This is a genomic window from Zobellia nedashkovskayae (genome assembly GCF_015330125.1).
GTDB classification, from domain to species: Bacteria; Bacteroidota; Bacteroidia; order Flavobacteriales; family Flavobacteriaceae; genus Zobellia; species Zobellia nedashkovskayae.
This window is the reverse complement of sequence record NZ_JADDXR010000002.1, coordinates 1,251,408-1,273,328: the sequence shown is the minus strand read 5'-3', so window position 1 is coordinate 1,273,328 and position 21,921 is coordinate 1,251,408. Positions and strand designations below refer to the sequence as shown.

Annotated in this window: 19 protein-coding genes; 6 read left to right on the top strand and 13 right to left on the bottom strand. The window is 37.8% G+C overall.

Features of this window, described 5'->3' with window-relative positions; translation table 11 throughout:
- Nucleotides 1–53: 53 nt before the first annotated feature.
- The 3 genes from IWB64_RS05465 to IWB64_RS05455 all read left to right on the top strand — a co-directional run bounded on the left by IWB64_RS05465 (nt 54) and on the right by IWB64_RS05455 (nt 1,918).
- On the top strand, nt 54–383 hold the full coding sequence (locus IWB64_RS05465; RefSeq protein ID WP_194533045.1) for a DUF59 domain-containing protein: 330 nt from the start codon (nt 54–56) through the stop codon (nt 381–383).
- Nucleotides 384–391: 8 nt separating this feature from the next.
- Entirely contained in the window at nt 392–898 is a 507-nt protein-coding gene (locus tag IWB64_RS05460) for a DUF2480 family protein (protein ID WP_194533044.1), read from the top strand.
- 66 nt (nt 899–964) lie between these two features.
- The gene (locus tag IWB64_RS05455; RefSeq protein WP_194533043.1) at nt 965–1,918 is read left to right on the top strand and encodes a DUF3078 domain-containing protein; all 954 of its coding nucleotides are present in this window, start codon (nt 965–967) and stop codon (nt 1,916–1,918) included.
- 898 nt (nt 1,919–2,816) lie between these two features.
- Here IWB64_RS05455 and hflX read toward each other — a convergent pair.
- Nucleotides 2,817–4,028, bottom strand: a complete 1,212-nt coding sequence (hflX, locus tag IWB64_RS05450; protein ID WP_194533042.1) for a GTPase HflX — start codon at nt 4,026–4,028, stop codon at nt 2,817–2,819.
- A gap of 76 nt (nt 4,029–4,104) precedes the next feature.
- Here hflX and IWB64_RS05445 point away from each other — a divergent pair, with 76 nt between their 5' ends.
- A complete protein-coding gene (locus IWB64_RS05445; protein WP_194533041.1) occupies nt 4,105–5,079 on the top strand; it encodes an endonuclease/exonuclease/phosphatase family protein in 975 nt (324 codons plus the stop codon).
- A 6-nt stretch (nt 5,080–5,085) separates the two neighbouring features.
- On the opposite strand, the gene IWB64_RS05440 is transcribed toward IWB64_RS05445, so the two are convergent.
- The 11 genes from IWB64_RS05440 to hemA all read right to left on the bottom strand — a co-directional run bounded on the left by IWB64_RS05440 (nt 5,086) and on the right by hemA (nt 16,799).
- Nucleotides 5,086–5,799, bottom strand: coding sequence for a 3'-5' exonuclease (locus IWB64_RS05440; RefSeq protein WP_194533040.1), 714 nt, complete (start codon nt 5,797–5,799; stop codon nt 5,086–5,088).
- 437 nt (nt 5,800–6,236) lie between these two features.
- Nucleotides 6,237–6,710: a methylated-DNA--[protein]-cysteine S-methyltransferase gene (locus tag IWB64_RS05435; protein ID WP_194533039.1), complete on the bottom strand. Its 474-nt coding sequence runs from the start codon at nt 6,708–6,710 to the stop codon at nt 6,237–6,239.
- A gap of 49 nt (nt 6,711–6,759) precedes the next feature.
- Nucleotides 6,760–7,866 carry a CNNM domain-containing protein gene (locus tag IWB64_RS05430; RefSeq protein WP_194533038.1) on the bottom strand — a complete coding sequence of 369 codons (1,107 nt, stop codon included), beginning with the start codon at nt 7,864–7,866 and terminating at the stop codon, nt 6,760–6,762.
- Nucleotides 7,867–7,917: 51 nt separating this feature from the next.
- Nucleotides 7,918–9,249 carry a serine hydrolase domain-containing protein gene (locus IWB64_RS05425; protein WP_317171954.1) on the bottom strand — a complete coding sequence of 444 codons (1,332 nt, stop codon included), beginning with the start codon at nt 9,247–9,249 and terminating at the stop codon, nt 7,918–7,920.
- 22 nt (nt 9,250–9,271) lie between these two features.
- A complete protein-coding gene (gene hemB, locus IWB64_RS05420) occupies nt 9,272–10,261 on the bottom strand; it encodes a porphobilinogen synthase (RefSeq protein ID WP_194533037.1) in 990 nt (329 codons plus the stop codon).
- Between the two features lie 192 nt (nt 10,262–10,453).
- Nucleotides 10,454–11,104, bottom strand: a complete 651-nt coding sequence (locus IWB64_RS05415; RefSeq protein ID WP_194533036.1) for a hypothetical protein — start codon at nt 11,102–11,104, stop codon at nt 10,454–10,456.
- Nucleotides 11,105–11,283: 179 nt separating this feature from the next.
- Nucleotides 11,284–12,186, bottom strand: coding sequence for an oxygen-dependent coproporphyrinogen oxidase (gene hemF, locus IWB64_RS05405; protein WP_194533034.1), 903 nt, complete (start codon nt 12,184–12,186; stop codon nt 11,284–11,286).
- Between the two features lie 118 nt (nt 12,187–12,304).
- Complete coding sequence (locus tag IWB64_RS05400) at nt 12,305–12,856, bottom strand: GNAT family N-acetyltransferase (protein WP_194533033.1); 552 nt, start codon at nt 12,854–12,856, stop codon at nt 12,305–12,307.
- 12 nt (nt 12,857–12,868) lie between these two features.
- On the bottom strand, nt 12,869–13,903 hold the full coding sequence (gene hemE, locus IWB64_RS05395; protein ID WP_194533032.1) for a uroporphyrinogen decarboxylase: 1,035 nt from the start codon (nt 13,901–13,903) through the stop codon (nt 12,869–12,871).
- Nucleotides 13,904–13,962: 59 nt separating this feature from the next.
- Nucleotides 13,963–15,546: a hydroxymethylbilane synthase gene (gene hemC, locus IWB64_RS05390; RefSeq protein ID WP_194533031.1), complete on the bottom strand. Its 1,584-nt coding sequence runs from the start codon at nt 15,544–15,546 to the stop codon at nt 13,963–13,965.
- Entirely contained in the window at nt 15,543–16,799 is a 1,257-nt protein-coding gene (gene hemA, locus IWB64_RS05385) for a glutamyl-tRNA reductase (protein ID WP_194533030.1), read from the bottom strand. The genes hemC and hemA overlap by 4 nt, the downstream gene beginning before the upstream one ends.
- 204 nt (nt 16,800–17,003) lie before the next feature.
- Between hemA and IWB64_RS05380 the strand changes: the two genes are divergently transcribed.
- Both IWB64_RS05380 and IWB64_RS05375 read left to right on the top strand, forming a co-directional pair.
- Nucleotides 17,004–17,894, top strand: a complete 891-nt coding sequence (locus IWB64_RS05380) for an AraC family transcriptional regulator (RefSeq protein ID WP_155595191.1) — start codon at nt 17,004–17,006, stop codon at nt 17,892–17,894.
- A 177-nt stretch (nt 17,895–18,071) separates the two neighbouring features.
- Nucleotides 18,072–20,882 (top strand): ThuA domain-containing protein, encoded by a 2,811-nt coding sequence (locus IWB64_RS05375; protein WP_194533029.1) that lies wholly within the window; start codon nt 18,072–18,074, stop codon nt 20,880–20,882.
- Between the two features lie 191 nt (nt 20,883–21,073).
- Here the strand turns inward: IWB64_RS05375 and IWB64_RS05370 are convergent, their stop codons facing one another.
- Entirely contained in the window at nt 21,074–21,919 is an 846-nt protein-coding gene (locus IWB64_RS05370) for an N-acetylmuramoyl-L-alanine amidase-like domain-containing protein (RefSeq protein WP_194533028.1), read from the bottom strand.
- Nucleotides 21,920–21,921 lie beyond the last annotated feature (2 nt).

Below are 21,921 nucleotides of genomic sequence, written 5' to 3'. Positions count from 1 at the left end.
CACTGTTCGTAATTGAAATAGCCCTAAATTTTTAAAGAATTAATTCCAAGAAGATGAGCGAAGAAACAGCAGTAGATACCCAAGAATTGGGCGAAAAAATAGTAATAGTACTCAAGACGATTTACGATCCGGAAATCCCTGTTGATATTTACGAATTAGGTTTGATTTACGATGTCTTCGTGAATGAAGATAATGAGGTCAAAATTTTAATGACACTTACATCTCCAAACTGCCCTGTGGCGGAATCTCTTCCTGCCGAAGTAGAAGAAAAGGTGAAGTCTTTGGATTTAGTGAAAGATGCCGAGGTTGAAATTACTTTTGATCCACCTTGGACGCAGGATCTTATGAGTGAAGAAGCCAAATTAGAATTAGGGTTGCTTTAAAACAAAATATGTCAGAAGAAATCGTTAATAAAGTAGCTCAGAGCAAACTCATTACATTTAACCTGGAGGATTACTATCTCCCAGGAAAGCGTGTGCTTTTTGATATTTCAGAATGGTTGCTGGAAGGCTTTTTGCTAAAAGAGAAGGATTTTAGAGCGAAAGCTGCAGAACATGACTGGTCTCAATATCAAGATGCTTATGTAGCCTTACATTGTTCCACAGGCGCCATAGTGCCAAGTTGGGCCTATATGTTATTGGCAACTAAACTACAACCTTTTGCAAAGAGGTTTATTCAAGGCTCTTTAGAGGAATTAGAGACCCTTTTATACACAGAAACCCTAAAAGATTTAGATGTTTCAGGATTAAAAGATAAACTGGTTATTGTTAAAGGATGCAGCAATAAACCAGTGCCTCCCAATGCTTACGTATTGATAATAGGAAAGTTACAACCTGTTGTAAAATCTCTCATGTATGGTGAGGCATGTTCTTCTGTACCTCTCTATAAAAGAAAGTAGACTTTTATTCTCAAAATAAGTGACAATTAGTACTTTTGTGGTTCTAATTAATAAACACACATAACCATGAGAAAATTACTGCTTACATCTTTGGCGTTACTTACCTTTTCGGTGAGTTTTGCACAAACAATAGATGATTTAAAAACTGAACAGGCTACTAAAAAGGATTCTATTGCTGCCATTCAAGGTAGAGTAGATGCGCTACAAGGGCAAATTGATGCTTTTCCAGGTTGGAAAATAAATGCTTTTGGTACTATTGGTGCTAATCTTTCAAAATTCAACAATTGGTATTCACAAGGAACGCCAGATAACTCTGCAGGAAATATTGGAGTTACAATTAACGCTATTGCTAATTTAGATAGAGAGAAGTTCTTCTGGAGAAACTCTGCTAATGTTAATTTGCAATGGGTTAAACTAGATGACAAAAATAACCCAGCAGACGAAGAAGGATTTGGTAACACTACAGATGTTTTCACTATCAACTCTCTTTACGGTTACAAGTTGAACAAGAATTTTGCTATCTCTGCTTTGGGAGAATACAGAACGTCTATTGCTAATAACTTTAATGATCCAGGTTATTTGGATTTTGGTATTGGTGCTACTTGGACTCCTATTCCTGATATGGTAGTTGTTATTCACCCATTGAACTATAACTTTGTATTTGCAGATAACGATGCAGCTTACGAATCTTCTTTAGGTGCTAAAATTGTAGTTGATTATACTAAGCAATTAGGCGCTATTAACTTTAAGACTAACTTTTCTACTTTTCAGAGTTATAAAACCAGCGATTTATCTAACTGGACGTGGACCAACTCTTTTGGTTACACACTTTGGAAAGGTATTGGTGTAGGTTTTGAATTTGGATTAAGAAATAACAACCAAGAAACTTTGGCTAATGCAATTGATGTAGCTAAAGCATTGGATGCAGCTAATGGTACAACAACTCCATCTCCAACTTTTGACAGTATTGACAATAGCTTACAGAGTTTTTACCTTTTTGGTCTGAACTACGCTTTCTAAGAAAAAAATTAAGTTATATATAATGGAAAACGCCCCGATCTATATCGGGGCGTTTTTTAGTTAAGTAGGATACGTTAAGCTTGGTTATACAGTCAAATAATAAATCAAACCTTGGATTAAGTAATTTTTTGGGACATACACTAAAATTTCAAATACAAGACGAATGTAGATGGCAACTCCATAATTGTTAAACTTTTGTTGTGAACATGTCTTAATTTGTGGTGTAACTCGTTAAAATAAACATATCTCCGATGAACTACACTGTAAATAACAGGATTCGGAGCGATTGAGATTTCTAAAAAACAAAAAAGCCCGTGTGAACGGGCTTTTTTGTTAAGTAGGTTTACTAGTAAAATTTTGATTGCAATTTGGGGTCGCAATTTTAAGCTTTTCGTAGGTCAAGTTCGGATTTGGGATTCGTACTTGTTTCGGTTAAGTTCAAGATTCGATTTGGGGTCATTACTATCACTTAATTACACTGTAAACTTACGCTCGTTTACTGCTCTATCTAAATTATTGTTGTGAATCTAGCCAAGTCTGTTGTGAAAAATACCAGTGGTGCGGTATCTCCGATGAACGGTTTATGAGAGCTAGTAAAAAGTATGTTTCAGAAAATACAGAGCATAAAAAAACCCTCTGGTAAGAGGGTTTTTTTATCAAGTAGGTTTGGTCAATTTGGTATTATTTTTTTAGTCAAGCAATGGGTTTGGGTTCATTACTTGTTTCGGTTAAGTTCAAGATTCGATTTGGGGTCATTGCTATCACTTAATTACACTGTAAACTTACGTTGGTTTACTTGCCTGTCTAAATTATTGTTGTGAATCTAGCCAAGTCTGTTGTGAAAAATACAAGTCGTCCGGTATCTCCGATGAACGGTAAGTTCAAATCAAAAAATTAGCTAGTACTCGTCTAAATTTTCTGGGTATAGAAAATTATTGTACGGAAAGCGAGTTACATGAATATCCCTAACTTCGTCATAAACCCTTTTTCTAAATTCATCTAAGTTTTCTTTATTCAATGCCGATATAAAGAGTGCTCTGTCTCCCACACGTTGCATCCAAGTCTGTTTCCAATCTGCAATGGTAAAATGCCTTCCGGTTCTTTCGGTTGTCAAATCATCATCGTCTATTTCAGCATGTTCGTATTTGTCAATTTTATTGAATACCATAATAGTGTTCTTATCGGCACTATCTATTTCACCTAAAATCTTATTTACAGATTCTATATGCTCTTCAAACTGAGGGTGCGAAATATCAACTACATGAAGCAACAAATCTGCTTCGCGGACTTCATCCAAAGTACTTTTAAAGCTTTCTACTAGCTGAGTAGGCAGTTTACGGATAAATCCAACAGTGTCACTTAATAGAAAAGGTAAATTCCCTATTACAACTTTACGCACCGTTGTGTCTAGTGTTGCAAACAACTTGTTCTCGGCAAATACCTCACTTTTACTAATCACGTTCATTAAAGTAGACTTGCCCACATTGGTATATCCTACCAAAGCTACACGTACCAAAGCACCACGGTTACCACGTTGGGTCTCCATTTGCCTATCTATTTTAAGTAATTTCTTTTTTAATAGAGAAATACGGTCACGTACAATTCGCCTATCCGTTTCAATTTCTGTTTCCCCTGGTCCGCGCATACCAATACCACCACGTTGGCGTTCAAGGTGAGTCCAAAGTCCGGTTAGGCGAGGCAGTAAATATTCATATTGAGCCAATTCTACTTGCGTTCTAGCGTAGCTCGTCTGCGCGCGTTGGGCAAAAATGTCCAAAATAAGGCTAGTACGGTCAACGATTTTGCAACGTAAGATCTTTTCTATATTTCGTTGTTGAGCGGGCGTCAGTTCATCATCAAAAATTACGGATCCTATGTCGTTAGCTCTAACGAATGTTTCCACTTCTTCCATCTTACCGGAACCAATAAGTGTCTTTGGGTTGGGAACATCCATTCTTTGCACAAAACGCTTCAAAACCTCTCCACCTGCGGTGTAGGTCAAAAACTCAAGCTCATCAAGATACTCGGTAACTTTGTTCTCGTTCTGTTCACGGTTTATAATACCTATTAATACGGCCTTTTCGTGGTCTATGGTCTTCTTTTCTAACATATCTAAACTAAATTGCAAATTTAAGCAATACTGACCGAGCTATTTTCGTAATTTTAAGATCGCAATCGAGAAATTTATGATTTTTTCATTTTTCAGAAAAAAAAAGGGAAGCCGTTTAAATACAATTAGCTTCTATAACCTAGAAAATCTATTCGATACTATAGACGACCCTAATACTCTGGACGATGATTTTACCCCTAAAGGACGTAAAAAGTGGTCTTTAAGAAGGTACAAAAAAAAGTTGTATAAACTGGGTAAGACTATAGCCGAAATCGGGAATTCGGAAACGCAAAATCCACCCGTACTTGTGGGTGTGGCAGAGATTGAGAACCAGCAGGTTATGGAGGATCTTCTTGCTACGGAACATCTTGCAAACATTAAATATGATTATGTACACTATGATTCTCCAGATGAAAGAGGTATTGATTGTGGCCTAATTTATCATAAAGATCATTTTGAGGTTTTACATTCAGAGCCTATTGCGTTATTACTTTATGAAGAGAATGGAAGAAGGGATACTACACGAGATATTCTATACGTAAAGGGAAAGCTCAATAAAGAGGAGATACATATTTTTGTAAATCATTGGCCGTCCCGAAGAAGCGGCAATTCTACAACCGAGCATAAGCGTATGGTTGCAGCAGAGACTATAATTAAGTTTATGGGCAAGATTGAAGAGGAGGAGGCCAACCCCAATTATATTATAATGGGTGATTTTAATGACGGACCAAAATCTAAAAGTGTACGGTCCTTAATTGAAACCAAGACGTTGTACAATCCCATGGAAAAATTACTTACACCCAACCGCGGTAGTGCAAACTATAAAAGATCATGGATGCTTTTTGATCAAATTATGGTCTCACACAGTTTTCTTAATTTTGAAAAGGGTACCCATAGTTTTGCCCACGCCAATATTTTTGACGAACATTTTTTGACTGAATTTGAAGGCAAACACAGGGGTTCACCATTCAGAACTTATGTTGGTAACAAGTATATAGGTGGATACAGTGATCATTTCCCGGTGTATATTCAATTGAAGTATAACACTTAAATTCTGCTAGATACTTTTTATGTTGTTATCATCCAACAACTCATCTCCGCGCAAGCGTAAAAACACTTGTGCCGTTGTAACTACATCAAGCTCACAATACGTTACGATTCTATCTAGGTCATTTTCTTTGTAATAAACCTCGCGTACCATACTACCATCAATATCTTGTTTGGGGGAAGGAATACCTAAAATATTCGCTAATAATTTAAGCGAAGTAAAATTCTTGTAGTCACCAAATTTCCAGAGTTCCATGGTATCTAAATGCGTAATTTCCCATGGTTTTTTACCAAAAAGATTAAGTTTGTACGGTAGTTGAATTCCATTAATGATCATTCTACGTGCAATGTAAGGAAAGTCAAATTCTTTTGCATTATGCCCACAAAGTAAATGTTTCGGTGAGCCAAAATGGCCATCTAACAGGTTTTTAAACTCTTTTAAAAGTTTTGCTTCGTCACCATGAAAGGAAGTGGTTCTGAAGGTTTTGGTTTCTCCGCTTATACGAAAGTAACCGACAGAAATACAGACAATTTTACCAAATTCTGCCCAAATACCCGCACGCTCATAAAACTCTTCAGCAGTAAATTCATCTTTTCGCTGGTATCGAGTTTTCTGTTCCCACAGTTCTTTCTTCTCATCGTTCAATGTCTCAAAATCCGCTTCTTCTGGAACGGTTTCAATGTCTAAAAAAAGAATATGTTCAAGGTTAATTTTGTATAACACAGTGTAATGTAGTTTAATAGCTACTGAAATATACAAACTTATCCTATTGGTAGGCGTACTTGATACAAATACCTCGTTCACCTGTCTCATAGTCTCGGTAACCCGAAGGAGACGGTTCAACTAAGCAATGAAAAATGGTTTTGTTTCTAACAACATTTAATTGTAATGTGTATATATATGTTCTTTTCAATACTGCAAATACCCAAGCAGACGGAATTTTGGAAGATACTGGTGCAAGTAGAACTACCTACAACTAACAGAAAATCTATTTGATCCTATTTTATCAGAACCGACTGTTGAGTTGGTTGCTTTTAAGAGAGAATGAAATGGAGTGTAATAGAAAACAATTAAAAGAAATATTTTCATCGATGAACCGCAGGAAAATGAGGGTTTCGGTCAACTTTAATCCAAGGAACAAACTAGGTAGTCTTTAATCTTTAAAAGAGCGATTGTTGTTTTACTGGATTTTCATGGTCTAGTAGCCACTTCTTACGATGTAGACCACCTGCATACCCCGTTAAAGAACCGTCGCTGCCAATAACACGGTGACAAGGAACCACAATCCATAATGGATTTTTTCCGTTTGCTGCTGCCACGGCACGAATGGCCTTTACATCGCCCATGGTTTTGGAAAGGTCCAAATAAGAGACGGTCTTGCCATAAGGTATTTTTAATAATGTTTGCCAAACCCGTTTTTGAAAATCAGTGCCTTGCGGGTTTAAGTCAAAGTCAAAATTGTCTCGGGTACCAGCAAAGTATTGATGCAATTGTTTCGCAGCAATTTTAAGGTTTGGTGGAATATTGGTAGTTACCGCTTCTTCGGCATCGGTTACCTTAATTTCAGATAAACCATTACCGTCGCCTATAAGTTTGGCTACGCCAAGAGGTGTATGAATAAATGCCGTTTCCATAGGTAATGCGTTTAATAGGTGATTCGGAAACAAACCGTTTCGTCAAAATCTATTTATCAAGTATTCCGGAGCGCTTTGCGCGTGTTTCCCAATTTTTCCTAGCTAGGTCTTGTAAATCGGCTACGTTGTCGCTCTCATCCATTATTTCTAACCCTAGAAGGGTTTCTATAACATCTTCCATGGTCACTAACCCACTTACGGATCCGTATTCATCCACAACAAGGGCAATATGTATCCTTTTGGAAATAAATGTATCAAAAAGTCGGGGTATGGGCGTATTTCTTTCGGTAATTAAAATCTCCCGCTTTATTTGAGAAAGCGGAATATTTCCGTTATTGTTCACCATTTCTTCCAGAATAGTATCCTTCAATACAAAACCATCTATATGGTCCATCTTATCCCCATAAACAGGAATACGTGAAAAACGCATTTTTGGGTTGGCTTCAAAAAATTCGGCAATAGTTTTACCTTCAGAAGCAATTTTCATAACCGCTCTTGGTGTCATTACGTCTTTTACCAAAACTTGGTCAAAACGTAATAGATTCTTTATAATAGTAGATTCTGATTTTTCAAAAACGCCTTCTTCGCGAGCAATATCTGTCATAGCAGTAAAATCTTCACGACTTAGAACGCTACCATGATGACCTTTGCCACCTACCAGCTTTGTGAAAAGCTGTAAAATCCATAACAAGCCTGTATATTTTAAAGCAATAACCATAATTTTTAAGGCTTTTGCCGTAAAATTGGCCAATTGTCTCCAATAGGTTGCACCGATTGTTTTAGGAATAATTTCTGAAGCGACTAAAATTAGGATGGTCATTATAGTAGATACTACGCCAACCATTAAATCTGCTGTGAAAGGGATTCCAAAAATACTACTAGTTGTAGACCCATACATTTCTGCATAGGCAGCTTTAGCTTGTACCCCTACCAAAATAGCCCCTACCGTATGGGCAATGGTGTTTAATGTTAAAATAGCGATGAGGGGTTTGTCCACATCATTCTTCAATTCTTCAAGGGTTAAAGCGTACGGCTTTCCTTCCTTCTTCTTCAGATTCACGAAAGTTGGGCTAATACTTAGCAGAACCGCTTCTAAGATAGAGCAGAGAAATGAAATGAAAATTGATATTAAAGCGTAAAAAATTAATAAGCCCATGTAGGAGTTTTAGTAAAACGAAGATACCAATTAAAGTGTAATCTTAATATCTTATTTGCTTGGTAATGTGGCTTTATAAAATACTTGCTGCAATGCAGGTCGTATATTTAGGTTGTAGAGATTTCTATTTTCCCTAGTAGGATTCACTCGGTTTGAAAGAAAAATATATACCATTTGGTTTTCGGGGTCTGCCCAAACGAAAGTGCCAGTAAACCCGCTATGTCCAAAGCTATCCGCACCCACTTCTGGTGCGGGGTACGCCTTAGGTAAAGGCTGCTTTGCATTATCTAAATAGGGTTTATCAAATCCTAGGCCTCTGCGGTTATCGTTCTCTGGAAACTGTACGCGTGTAAATTCTTTTAGCGTAGCTTCGGAAATATAGCGTTTGCCGTCGTAAACACCGTATTGCATGTACATTTGCATCAGTTTTGCTAAATCTGTTGCGGTAGCAAAGAGACCGGCATTACCGGATACACCACCTAAAAGTGCTGCATTTTCGTCATGAACCCAACCTTGGGTCAAGGTGTGGCGAAACAGTGTGTCTACTTCTGTGGGTACGATTGTATTGGAAAAACCTTTTGTTTTGGGTTTGAAACCCATAGTGGGAGCATTCAACGGTAAATAGAAATTTTTCTCCAAATAAAACTCATAAGAATCACCGGTGAGTTGTTCAATGAGTTCAGGAAAAATCAAAAAAGCGAGACCTGAATATTTATATTTTTTTTCAGCCGATACTTCTGAACGGTCAATCAGACGGTACATTTTTCGATTGAACTTGTTTTTAACGAACAACTGGTCGTACGCCTGATGTTGAAATCGGCCATTTGGTAAAGTTCTAACAAACCTTTTTTTCAGTTTTTTGTTCTTTTTAAAAACCTCATTTAGAAAAACGATGTATGGTTCAAGTCCGGCTTGATGCGCCAGAATTTCACGAAGGGTAATATCTCGTTTGTCTTTTTCCCTTTTCCAAGGTTTCCAGTAGGTACTAAAAGGAACATCTAAACTAAGTTTTCCTTCGTCAACAAGTTTCATTATTGCGGGAAGGGCCGCCGTAACTTTGGTTACTGAAGCTAAGTCATAAATATCGTCTAAAGCTACGGGTTGAATACTGTCGTAGGTGTGATATCCATAGGCTTTGTGAAATATTATTTTACCGCTTTTGGCAACTAAAACCTGTGCTCCAGGAAAAGCATTATTTTTTATACCGTTTGTTATTATGTCTTCAATATTAGTATTGATGTAAACCGAATCTAAGCCAACTTCAAACGGATTGCCATAAACTAACGCATCACTAACTTCAATATTTAATGGTATTGGAGTTCCTTCCTGAGCTTGTGTAAGCTGGATTGTAAATAATAGAATTAACAGTTGAATTATCTTCACAAGCAAGCTTTTAAATTTTTATTTAGCCTAACAACCTCACCGCGTCTTTGGCAAAATAACTAGCGATTATATTGGCACCAGCACGTTTCATTGCAGTGAGTTGTTCCATTACTACAGCATCATGGTCTAACCACCCTTTTTCAGCAGCGGCTTTTACCATTGCGTATTCTCCACTAACTTGGTAAACGGCAACGGGCACATCTACTTCATTACGAATTTCACGTACGATGTCTAAATAGCAAAGTCCGGGTTTTACCATAACAATATCTGCGCCTTCATCAATGTCCATTTCGGTCTCTTTTAATGCTTCAAAACGGTTGGCATAATCCATTTGATAGGTCTTTTTATCCTTCGGTACATTTTTAACGTCCACAGGGGCGGAATCCAACGCATCTCTAAAAGGACCATAAAAAGCACTGGCGTATTTAGCACTATAACTCATGATGCCTGTGTTTATAAGATTTTCATCTTCTAAAGCTTCACGAATGGAAAGAATACGTCCGTCCATCATATCGCTAGGCGCAACAAAATCTGCTCCGGCTAGAGCATGAGAAACGCTCATTTCTGATAAGAATTCCGAAGTTTCATCATTAAGTATTTGTCCGTTTTCCACAATACCATCATGACCAAAAGATGAATAAGGGTCCATGGCAACATCGGTCATAACCAACATTCCAGGACAGGCATCTTTAACCGTCTTAATGGCGCGTTGCATTAATCCATCATCGTTTAAAGCTTCTGTACCCTTGTTGTCTTTTAAGTTCTCAGGAACTTTTACAAAAAGAAGTACGGCATGTAATCCCATATTCCAAAGCTCCTTAACTTCGGCCCCAAGATAATCAAGGCTCAACCTATAGTAATCAGGCATAGACGCAATTTCTTCTTTAATGCCCTTGCCTTCTGTTACGAAAAGAGGCACCAGAAAATCCTTAGGGGATATAATGGTTTCGCGCACTAAATCTCTGATAGAGTCGTTTGTTCTTAATCTGCGGTTTCTTTTAAGTGGGTACATGTTTTGCCTATTTTTGAATAGACAAAGTTACTTATTATCCTCCTAAAAAACAGAAAACAGACCAACTCTTGATTCAACTAATGTATAACCTGAAATTTAAGCTTGACTGGCGCAGTTATCAGCAGAACTTTCTCGATAATTTTGAGGATTATCAGCGTATTAATAACGTGGTGGAAGAAGTATTAGAAAAAATCACTTGGAAGTAATACGTTCGGTATTTTCTCTACAGCGTATCATTTGATTGAACTGTTTGCGATAACCATATGCCGACCATAAGGTGGAGTCTTCCTTGATTTCTACAGGATTTTCATCGGCATCTATAAATCGTTTAGTCGCGCCAACCAGAGGATGGTCTAAACTCTTTATTTTTATAATAGAACTGTTTCCAGGTATGGTCAATCCTCCTTCATAATCATAGCAGAAGACCAAAACTTTATTTCCCACATTAATATCCATATTACTGAAACAATCGGTAGAAAAATACTTCTGATTTGCATAACTGTTGTTACCCATATCTTTTATTTTATAAACCTCGTCAACGGCTATCGTTCCTTTTTGCGAGATGTACAAGGGGGCGGCATCGTGGTTGGCTTTATCTAAGTTTACGACGGTACCCGAAAACACAAGGGCATATTCTTTACCACAATACCCAATAAATGGACCAGATTCTTCCCACCAATAGGTATATCCTACATCTAGCGTATCTTGGACGAAAGTAATATCTATATCACTTTTTGCACGTTTGGAGTCGCAGGAAGTTCCTAACGCCAGAATCGCAAGCGCGAAAACCAACTTATAAATAAGGTGGTTTTTAATATTCATGGCAAAAGAGATTCTAATCATTTTCACGGGGTAAGTCCGGGGTTTTATGGCTTTGTTTTATAATTTCTTTCAAGCGCAATTTGCGCATTTCTTGTTCTGACTTTAATTTGGCCTTCTTTCGATTTAAAAGCTTGGTATGTTTGGCTTTATTGACCGTATTCTTTGCTTTTCCTTTTTTAGGCATAATTTGACTATTGTGGCTAAACCCAAATCTTAGGTTTCTTTAAAATTTCTACCAATCGGTATTCTTCGGTGTCTTTTTTAGGGTGATGGTCGTAATGCCACTGTACATGGGGCGGTAGGCTCATTAAGATACTCTCAATTCTACCGTTTGTTTTCAGGCCGAATAAAGTGCCTTTATCATGAACAAGATTAAACTCAACATAGCGCCCTCTTCGGACTTCCTGCCAATCCCGTTGTTCTTTTGTGTATTCTAAGTTTTTTCTTTTTAAAACAATCGGTACATAACTTTCTAGGAAGCTGTTTCCTACCTCGGTTACAAAGTCATACCAGTTTTGCATAGTCATCTCTTCCGTAGCCTTGCAATAGTCAAAGAAGAGTCCGCCTATACCGCGAGCTTCATCTCTATGGGTATTCCAAAAGTAATCATCGCATCTCTTCTTGTAAGTAGAATAGAATTCTGAATTATGTGCGTCACAGGCTGCTTTGCAAATGGTATGAAAATGAGTAGCATCTTCATCAAATAAATAATAAGGCGTTAAATCTTGGCCACCGCCAAACCATTGGTCTACAATGTTTCCTTCTTTATCGTACATTTCAAAATAGCGCCAATTGGCATGAACTGTAGGTACCATTGGATTTTTAGGATGAAGAACCAAACTTAGGCCGCAGGCATAAAAATCTGCATCTTCAACACCAAAATAGGTTTGCATACTTTTTGGTAGAGCTCCATGTACACCAGATATATTTACACCTCCTTTTTCAAAAACAGCACCGTTTTCTATTACTCTGGTGCGGCCGCCGCCACCTTCAGGTCTTTTCCATAAATCTTCGTGAAATTTAGCTTCACCGTCTATCTCCTGAAGCTTAGAAGTAATGGTATCTTGAAGATTTTCTATGTAACTAAAGAATTTGTCTTTCATTAAAAGAAATGGTTTTGTGCAAATCGTCTGTAAATTTACGATATACAAAGGAAGGTATGAAGAGATAAGGACTACAAAAACCTTTTTGCCGGATTTTATTTAGGGATATAGTTATTTGTTAAGCGTAAAGCTCATATAACTCCATGTCTAAAGGAACTTCATTTGGTGGAGTATGTTCTTTTGGGAGGGTTTTTTGCCAGGTGTATCCAGATTTTTCAGCTATTCTTACACTTCCAATATTAGTTTTATGAACAATAATTTGAAGGGTTTGAAGTCCTAAATCACTAACAGCATATTTGGATAGCGCATCTATTGCCAATGAAGTGATACCTTTACCTTCATATTGATAACCGATACAATAGGCGAGTTCTGCCTGTTTTTTGTTCCAATCTAGCTCTTTAATATAGGCTAGGCCAATAACGGTGCGGCTTTCATAATCCTTTAGGACAAAAAGAAACTCCTCTTCTTTCCGATATTCGCGGACTTTCTGTTCAACGAAAATTTCAGAAAGGGTTGGTGTTAGGTTCTTGGCTAACGTTTTGGGAAAATAGCGCTGTAAACGTTCAGAGTTTACGGTAACAAAGTCGCAAATCCGCCAAGCGTATTTTTCGTGTATGGGTTCTATGGAAAAGTCTTCGAAATGGGCAATTGAGCTATTTTCGTTCTCCATATCCAACCTATTTTAGCTTATTGGCTTCCACTCTTTTACCGCATCTATAAAAGCTTTCGCATTTTCAACGGGAACGTTCGGTAAAATACCATGACCTAGGTTTACAATGTAACTATCCTTCCCGAATTCATTAATCATTTGGGTAGCCATCTTCTTTATTTCGGATGGAGGAGATAATAATCTAGCAGGATCAAAATTGCCTTGTAGCGTAATTTTTCCTCCGGTCAGGTAACGTGCATTTCTTGCTGAACACGTCCAATCTACACCAAGAGCCGAAGCACCTGATTTGGCCATGTCTCCTAATGCAAACCAACACCCTTTGCCGAATACGATAACGGGAGTTTCATCTTTAAGAGCATCTATAATCTGTTGGATATACTGCCAAGAAAACTCGTTATAATCAGTTGGGGAAAGCATGCCTCCCCAAGAATCAAAGACTTGCACTGCGTTTACACCTGATTTCACTTTCGCTTTTAAATAAGCAATAGTAGTATCCGTAATCTTCTGTAAAAGTTCGTGAGCAACAACCGGTTGAGTAAAGCAAAGTTCTTTAGCCTTATCAAAGGTTTTACTGCCTTGCCCTTGTACACAGTAGCACAAAATAGTCCATGGAGAACCGGCAAAACCTATAAGCGGGACTTCATCGTTCAGCTTTTCTTTGGTAGCTTTTATAGCTTCCATAACATAACCTAAAGCGTCATCCACATCAGGAACAATAACACTATCAAGGTCTTTCTGCGAACGGATGGGATTTGGCAAATATGGACCGAAATCAGGCTTCATCTGTACCTCAATATTCATGGCTTGAGGTATAACAAGTATATCACTAAAAAGGATTGCGGCATCCATACCGTATCTGCGGATGGGTTGAACCGTAATCTCAGAAGCCAATTCCGGGGTCTGACAACGCGTAAAGAAATCATATTTCTTTTTGATTTCCATAAACTCAGGAAGGTATCTTCCGGCTTGGCGCATCATCCAAACGGGTGGACGATCAACGGTTTCGCCCTTTAGGGCTCTAAGAAAAAGGTCGTTCTTTAGTGACATAGGTATAATTTGATTCCCATGAAGCGGGAAGTCCGTTCATTATTCTATCGTAAAAATAATTAATTCTTACTGTAGGTTTGGTTAACAAGTTCAATGACGCTCTCTACTGTTGGCATTTTAGCTACATGAACCGTTTCAAAATGTTTCTTTGCTTCCGTTGCAGTGGTTTCGCCAATGCAGTAAGCTACTTTGTTCGGTGTGTTTTTTAACAAATAGCTGGTAACCGTTGATGGGCTAAAAAATAGAACACCCTCAACACTATCTTCAACTTCTGCAGGTGCGAGTTTTGTTGTATAAGCCTCAATCTCGTTAACTTTAATTTTGTTCTCTTCCAAGATGTTCGGGAGGTCATCAAGTCTAAGGTTGCTACAGAAATAAGTAACCTCGGCACCTTCCATATACTCAACCAAATAATTAGCTAGTTTTTTAGCATCTTTTTCTTGGTGTTTCACAGGGCCGATATACTTTTTTATCATGCGTTTGGTCTTCCCTCCAACACAATAGATATTGGTAAATTTTAATTCTTCCGGTGATATACTTTTAATAAGCGACTCCACAGCATTTTGGCTGGTTAGGATTGCGTTTTGAATTTCTTTCTTCAAGATAATAGTAGAAATTCGGTTAGAGCTTATTTTAATAAAGTCTTCCGATTTCACCTTAATTTCCGCATCAAAAAGTTCTTCTTGAGCTGGGGTCAAGTTCTTAGTAGAAAATATTTTGGTATTTTCTAAAGTACCTTCTTTGTAGGTCATAAGAAGCTTACCACCACGGCTAAGAATACTGTTTGCACAGTCTTTTGCCAAATAGGTGTGTTTGCCTAGCGGAGCAGTAAATTCTGCTTCTAATTTTTTCTTGCCATCTACAGTTAAAAGAACTCCTTTAAGAGTTACTTCATTTTCTTTGTCTATAGTAGCTATAGCTCCTATAGGTGCTGAACAACCCCCTTCTAGAATACGAAGAAATTCTCTTTCTAGTTTAGTACATATATCCGTTGGTTCGTGGTTTAGCTCTGCGCAAGCTTCACGAATAAATTCATCATCTTCCTTGGCTACAACCATAATAGCGCCTTGCGCAGGTGCAGGTACCATCCAAGTTAGCCCAACAGTTTCTTCTGGTTCAAGTTCTATACGTTCAAGACCAGCAGCGGCAAAAATGGCTCCGTTCCAATCGTTGTCCAATAATTTCTGATAGCGGCTATTAATATTACCACGAAGGTCTACTACTGTATGTGTTGGGTAGCGATTAAGCCATTGTGCTTTTCTTCTAAGGCTTCCGGTAGCTATAACAGCGTCCTTTTCACCCATGAATTCTTCATTCTTCTTAAAAGCCAAAATATCAAGAAAATTGGCACGCTCAAGTACTGCTGCTTGAACTATACCTTGCGGTAATGCGGTAGGTACATCTTTCATGCTATGCACGGCAATATCAATATCGTCGTTTAGCATAGCCACGTCTAGGGTTTTGGTAAAAATACCGGTAATACCCATTTCGTATAGTGGTTTGTCAAGAATAAGGTCTCCCGTAGATTTTACAGAGATTACTTTTACTTTATGACCTAAAGCTTTTAGCTTATTTTTGACGGTATTCGCCTGCCATAGCGCTAATTCGCTATCGCGTGTACCAATTCGTATGACCTTGCTCATGGAGTGTCGAGTTCGAGTTGAAAGACTTTTTGAATGAGTTCTAGACTAGTGTCAGAATCGACATTATCGTCTTTAAGATGATTTGCGAACTGCTTCGTTATTTTTTGAATGATTCTATTAGATATTACATCTGCCTGCTCTTCGTTGAAGTCCGATAGTTTTTTAGATTGATAATCTATCTCTTCGTCCTTCATCGTTTTTAGCTTCTTTTTCAAAGCTTTAATAACAGGTGCAAATTTACGTGTTTCAAGCCATTGGATGAAATCACCTTTTACTTCATCTATTATTACTTCGGCTTCAGGAATATATTGTTTTCTTCGCTCTAATGTGTCATCGGTAATTCTGGAAAGCTGATCTAAATGCACTAAAGTAACATTGTCAAGTTCCTCTACCGTTTCCGAAACATTTTTTGGAATAGAAAGGTCTAAGATTAAAAGTGGCTTTTTAGTATGGATAAGCTCTTTTGAAATGGTAGGTGATTGCGCGCCCGTAGCCACGATCAAAACATCTGTAGAACGAATTTCTGTTTGGAGGTCTCCGTAATCTTTTACCACCAAATGAAACTTGCCAGCAATTTTTTCTGCCTTATTCTTCGTACGGTTGATAAGGGTTATATGTGTGTTCTTGGTATGCTTAATAAGGTTTTCGCAAGTGTTTCTGCCAATCTTTCCAGTACCGAACAACAAAATGTTCTTGTCAGAAATATTAGCAACATTTTCCATAATGTAACGTACGGAAGCAAAAGATACCGATGTAGCACCTGATGAAATTTCCGTTTCGTTCTTGATACGCTTGCTTGCCTGTATTACAGAATTACAAAGACGCTCAATAAATGGATTGGCAATACCGTGTCTTTTAGAGCGGTTAAAACTTGCTCTTAACTGACTGATGATTTCAAAATCTCCTAGAATCTGACTATCCAATCCTGTACCTACGCGAAAAAGATGACTAATAGCATCGTTGTTCTTATATACGTAAGCAACTTCCTGAAACTCCTCTACAGAGCCCGATGTATTATCGCAAAGTAATTTTATAAGTTGAAAAGGATGTTGTGCAAAACCATTCAGTTCGGTACGGTTGCAAGTTGAGGTCACTAATAGACCGTCAATTCCCAATTCTACGGATTTAACCATTATGCGTTCCATGGCGGCATCATCTAAACTAAATTTGCCACGTACTTCGGCATCAGCTTTTAAGTAGCTAAGACCAATGGTGTAGAATGAGTTGTTTTTTGAAATGTGGTAATCTTTCATGAAAGCTTTTCAAGCGCAGGCAAAAATAAGAGGCCTGAAGCAATAAAAATAACGCTAGAGGAACAATAAGTATCGATGAGGGGTTTTTTGGATACTTATGAATGTAAATCCATTGAAAACCAGTATTTTTGTAGGAAATACTACGCTTTACAGCATATCTATTTAGAACGTTTCTAAATAAAAACAAACCAATTCGTGTTTTATATGGAAGGTAAAAATATCGCTCAAGGTTCATTTCAAGAAGTACTTATAGAAGACGGCTTTTATGTGCTCAAAATTCAAAATGACACGTTAGAAACCCAACATGTGGTGCGCGATATTGATAGTAGTTACATACAATTCCACTTTTGTTTAAAGGGGCAAGCTAAATTTATCTTTAACGAGGGGCGTTATAACCTTGAAGTTTCAGAAGAAAATTCTTTGTTGCTTTACAATACACAAATAGATTTACCAATGAATTTGGAATTAGAGCCCAATTCATGGTTGGTCTCTGTAGTAATGACTATTCGCAAGTTTCACTCGCTCTTTTCTCGCGAGGCAGACTACATTCCTTTTTTAAGTGCCGATAATAAAGATAAGAAGTACTATGCTCAAGAAGGAGTAAATCCGGGAATTGCAGTTGTTCTAAGTCAGATGATGAATTACAATCTTCATCCATCTATAAAAGAACTATATATAAAAGGTAAAGTGTATGAACTTATCTCTTTGTACTTTAATAAAAGTGATGATGCGGACGTAGAACAATGTCCTTTCTTGGTAGATGAAGACAATGTGCGCCGTATACGCAAGGCCAAAGAAATTATTATTTCTCGCATGGCAGAGCCTCCTACGCTTACGGAGCTATCTGAGGAAATTGGGCTTTCATTGAAAAAATTGAAAGAAGGTTTTAAGCAGATTTATGGCGATTCTGTATTCAGTTTCCTGTTTGATTATAAGATGGAATATGCCCGAAAGATGCTAGAAACAGGAAAGCACAATGTAAATGAAGTGGGTCTAAGAGTTGGCTATAGTACGGCCAGCCATTTTATTTCTGCTTTTAAGAAGAAATATGGTACAACGCCTAAAAAGTACCTAATGGCATTAGCAAACAATTAATAATTCTTCTCCCTTAGTTTATTTGGTCTTCATCAGTTTAGATATTCTGATTTTACCGTGTGTGCTATTTTGTTAATAACCTTAGTGTTAAGGCTTATTTTTACCAATAAAATTTCTGAATTTTGCTAGTGAGAAACTATAGTTACAAATTCACTTTACAAACGTCCCCCATTAAAAATGAAAGAAAGACCCATTGTAGGCCTGCTTTCCGCACTTTTTATGTGCATTTTATTATTTTTTATTGCCTGTGATAAGGACAAGAGCGACGACACTGTTGCCATTGCGCCAGATGTAGAGGCGCCTCTTCCTCCAGAAAAATTAGAAGCTGTTCAGGTTACAGACTCTTCTATAACCGTTACTTGGAAGGCTTCAAAAGATAATATTAAAGTTGTTCAATATGCGGTTTACCAAGATAGTGTAGAGGTTGTCAGTGATTCTATTATTTCCTATGTGGCAAAGAATTTAAAACCGGCTACGGAATATATTTTTGCGGTTCGTGCTGCAGATGCTGCTGGGAATAATTCTAAATTCAGTGAACAAATAAAAGTGCTTACAGAGGCTATCATAGCAGAAGATACGATAGTCAAAAATGATAGTATTGGAGGTTTTAGTTCAATTTTACGATCACCGTTGTTGTCCTTGGGTAAGGTTTTGACAAATTCCGTTGAACTGACATGGGAATTGGAAATCAATGCATCGGTAGTTAAAGAATATAGGATATTTCAAGATACTCTTCAGATTGGTAATGTCAATACCAAGTCCTATAAAGTAACTGACCTGATTGCGGGCGACAGCTATAAATTTAGTGTGGCAGCAGTAGATTTAACGGGGAAGGAGTCAAAACCAAGTAATGTTGTTGAAGTTGAAACCCCTCTTGAGAATATACAAGAACAGGACACTATTGCACCTACCGTTCCAATTGGTTTGAATGCAAGTGACATTCAAATGAACAGTATGAAGTTAGCATGGAATGCCGCTACTGATAGTGTGGGTGTTACTAATTACACCATTTATAACGATACTATATTTGTAGCCAAAGTTGCTGATACATTGTACTTGTTAGAAAATCTGGAAGAAGGTACTGAATATGGTTTTCGAGTGAGCGCTTCAGATGCAGCAGAAAATGAATCAATGCGCAGCGAGGCACTTTTTGTTAGCATTATTGAAGATGTAGAGACAGATAGTATTGTGCTTGAGGCTCCTAAGGATATACAAGTTGCTGAACTAGGTTCTACCATGGCAAGTTTTACTTGGTCTGCAGAGAATGATAGTATTCAGGTTTCTGAGTATACTGTTTATGTAGATAGTGTACTTGTTGCAAATACGACTAAACCGGAGTATGTAGCCGAAAGTTTAAATCCCAATACAACATATAGTTTATCGGTGGCAGTAACAGATAATTTTGGGAACAAGTCGAATAAAAGCGATCCTTTAAATTTCACGACTTTAGATGAGAGGGTAGTTTTTAAAGATACCATAGCGCCAACCGTACCTAAAAGTATAACAGTTGATACACTTACTTCTTCTTCACTAAAACTGACTTGGACAGCTTCATTTGATAGTATTGGTGTAGTTAACTATCGAGTTTTTCAAGATGAAAAATTAATAGACACTACCACCGAACCGAATTATTCCGTAGAAAACCTTGAGGCCAGTACGGAGTATATATTTTCTGTTTCCGCAACGGATGAAGCTCAAAATGAATCGCAACTAAGCGAACCTGTTTTGGTTAGAACCGAACCGGAAATAGCAGAGAGAAAAGCCACAGATGTAACCGCGCCCACAGTACCGCAGTCTTTAAGTTCAGATGAAATTACGCATACTACCGTAGATTTAAGTTGGGAAGCATCCAGAGATAGTGTGGGTGTCTCTGGGTACAGAGTGTTTCAGAACGGAAAGTTTCTGGTCATGACAACTAAAGTTGCATATAAGTTTGAAAACTTAGCGGCTGGAACGGAATATGCATTTTCCGTTTCTGCTATAGATGAGGCTCAAAATGAATCAAAACAAAGCACTTTATTAGAATTGACAACAGAAGCAGAAGTGTATGTAGATGATGTTTCACCATCTATTCCAGCTAGTTTAATGGCGGGAGAGATTACGGAAAACAGTATTAATTTACAATGGGGTACCGCAACGGACAATATTGGTGTGACCGAATATATTATCTACCAAAACGGACAAAGAGTTAAGGCCGCTACGGCAACAAGCTCTGTTGTAAATGGATTAGCATCAAATACGGAGTATAGTTTTAGTATTTCGGCTACGGATGCTGCTCAAAACGAATCACAACAAAGTGAAACGCTCACTATCTCAACATTAGAGGAGGAGCAAACGGTAGATAAGATTCTGGTATTCACCAAAACTGCTGAATTTCGTCATGGTTCTATTGAAAAAGGAATATCTACTTTCAATTCATTAGGAGCGGCCAATAATTTTGAAGTTGACCAAACGGAGGATGCAACCGATTTCACTCTCAATAACTTAAGCAGGTATAAGGCCGTAGTGTTCCTAAATACTACGGGTGATGTTTTAAATGCGAGCGAGCAAATTGCTTTTGAGAGATACATTCAATCTGGAGGTAGTTATATGGGCGTTCATGCTGCGACTGATACTGAATATGATTGGCCTTGGTACGGGGAGCTTGTAGGTGCTTATTTTAATGGGCATCCAGATATACAGGAAGCAACATTAAATGTCGTTAACCGCAATCATAGTTCTACATCTCATTTACCTAGCAATTGGGTACGAACTGAAGAGTGGTATAATTTTAAGGATATCAATAGTGATATTATTCCCTTGATACAATTAGATGAGTCCACCTATACAGGAGGAACAAATGGTGTTGACCATCCATTTTCCTGGTATCATACTTATGATGGAGGAAGAGCTTTCTATACAGCAGGAGGTCATGCCAATGCTTCTTATGACGAACCCGACTTTAGGAATCACTTATTGGGAGGTTTGATGTATTGTTTAGGGCGATAATTTTGTAATCGGCCAATGTCTATAAAACCGACCGAGTAGTCAGTCTAATGAAGCGTTATTGAAAGTACCAGTTATCATGGAGTAGGCGAGTGTTATGAAACTTTCGGTGAAAAGCGGAATAACTGTTGTTGGGCGTAAGGTTTTGATTAGAACAAACTAAGCAGTTGGTTCTTATTGGTATTTTAGATTAGTTAATTAGTAGGCCTAGCCACCATAATACCCGTATTTTTCTTGATTTTCTTCAGATATTCAGCAAGGGGTTTTTTGGAGACTTCTACTTTCATTGAACCCGTTGATGCATGAAGTAAATGAATGCGTCCATCTTTCTCTCTTGTGGCAATTCCGGTGTGGGTAATGTCCAATCCGTTAATTGCTGTTGTTAAAGCAATGATATCTCCTGTTTGAATTAAATGTTCATTGGCTGCAATCTCATCTTGCGCCAAAATACAAATAGGTCGATTGTTGAGGTAGTTTTCAGAAGCCTTTACTTTTTCAAAATTCTTGTCATCCTTTAAAAAAGGATAAAGGTCACGATGCGTACTCATAAAATTAATAGGCTTGGTAATTTGCTTACCCCCAATTTCAGCAGTAATATCCTTTAATAACCCTTTCTTTTCATTGTTGGCAATCCATTCTGAAAAGTAGTGTAGACGAGAGGCATATCCATCAAGCTCACCATCCTTATAGCGAACGCTTTCCAGAGTCTCTGTGAAATCATCAAAGCTGGATTCTCCATTTTTCAATATTAGGCCAAAAGCCAATACATTTTCTACGTAGGTTGTACAATCTAAACCCTGTAAGTTTATCACCAAAGTTTCTGTATCGCCAATCTCTAATGTTTTGGCAACATAGGGCGTATCCATAAACGTTTTCCCAATTGCAACCAGCGTTTTTCCGAAGTCTTTTTCTAAAAGCCCGTCAATAGCAATGAGTTTGTTTTCTACGGCCTGTTTATCTGCTGGAGAGCAGGTAATCTGTTGGGAGAAACACAAGGTACTTGTTAGAGTAAGCAATAAAAAAAGACCAAATTTGGACATAG

Excerpts from the sequence above, each read along its gene's own strand:
- IWB64_RS05465 (WP_194533045.1), top strand. The coding sequence starts at position 54 with ATGAGCGAAGAAACAGCAGTAGATACCCAAGAATTGGGCGAAAAAATA.
- IWB64_RS05460 (WP_194533044.1), top strand. The coding sequence starts at position 392 with ATGTCAGAAGAAATCGTTAATAAAGTAGCTCAGAGCAAACTCATTACA.
- IWB64_RS05455 (WP_194533043.1), top strand. The coding sequence starts at position 965 with ATGAGAAAATTACTGCTTACATCTTTGGCGTTACTTACCTTTTCGGTG.
- hflX (WP_194533042.1), bottom strand. The coding sequence starts at position 4,028 with ATGTTAGAAAAGAAGACCATAGACCACGAAAAGGCCGTATTAATAGGT.
- IWB64_RS05445 (WP_194533041.1), top strand. The coding sequence starts at position 4,105 with ATGATTTTTTCATTTTTCAGAAAAAAAAAGGGAAGCCGTTTAAATACA.
- IWB64_RS05435 (WP_194533039.1), bottom strand. The coding sequence starts at position 6,710 with ATGGAAACGGCATTTATTCATACACCTCTTGGCGTAGCCAAACTTATA.
- IWB64_RS05430 (WP_194533038.1), bottom strand. The coding sequence starts at position 7,866 with ATGGGCTTATTAATTTTTTACGCTTTAATATCAATTTTCATTTCATTT.
- hemB (WP_194533037.1), bottom strand. The coding sequence starts at position 10,261 with ATGTACCCACTTAAAAGAAACCGCAGATTAAGAACAAACGACTCTATC.
- IWB64_RS05415 (WP_194533036.1), bottom strand. The coding sequence starts at position 11,104 with ATGATTAGAATCTCTTTTGCCATGAATATTAAAAACCACCTTATTTAT.
- hemF (WP_194533034.1), bottom strand. The coding sequence starts at position 12,186 with ATGAAAGACAAATTCTTTAGTTACATAGAAAATCTTCAAGATACCATT.
- IWB64_RS05400 (WP_194533033.1), bottom strand. The coding sequence starts at position 12,856 with ATGGAGAACGAAAATAGCTCAATTGCCCATTTCGAAGACTTTTCCATA.
- hemE (WP_194533032.1), bottom strand. The coding sequence starts at position 13,903 with ATGTCACTAAAGAACGACCTTTTTCTTAGAGCCCTAAAGGGCGAAACC.
- hemC (WP_194533031.1), bottom strand. The coding sequence starts at position 15,546 with ATGAGCAAGGTCATACGAATTGGTACACGCGATAGCGAATTAGCGCTA.
- hemA (WP_194533030.1), bottom strand. The coding sequence starts at position 16,799 with ATGAAAGATTACCACATTTCAAAAAACAACTCATTCTACACCATTGGT.
- IWB64_RS05380 (WP_155595191.1), top strand. The coding sequence starts at position 17,004 with ATGGAAGGTAAAAATATCGCTCAAGGTTCATTTCAAGAAGTACTTATA.
- IWB64_RS05375 (WP_194533029.1), top strand. The coding sequence starts at position 18,072 with ATGAAAGAAAGACCCATTGTAGGCCTGCTTTCCGCACTTTTTATGTGC.
- IWB64_RS05370 (WP_194533028.1), bottom strand. The coding sequence starts at position 21,919 with ATGTCCAAATTTGGTCTTTTTTTATTGCTTACTCTAACAAGTACCTTG.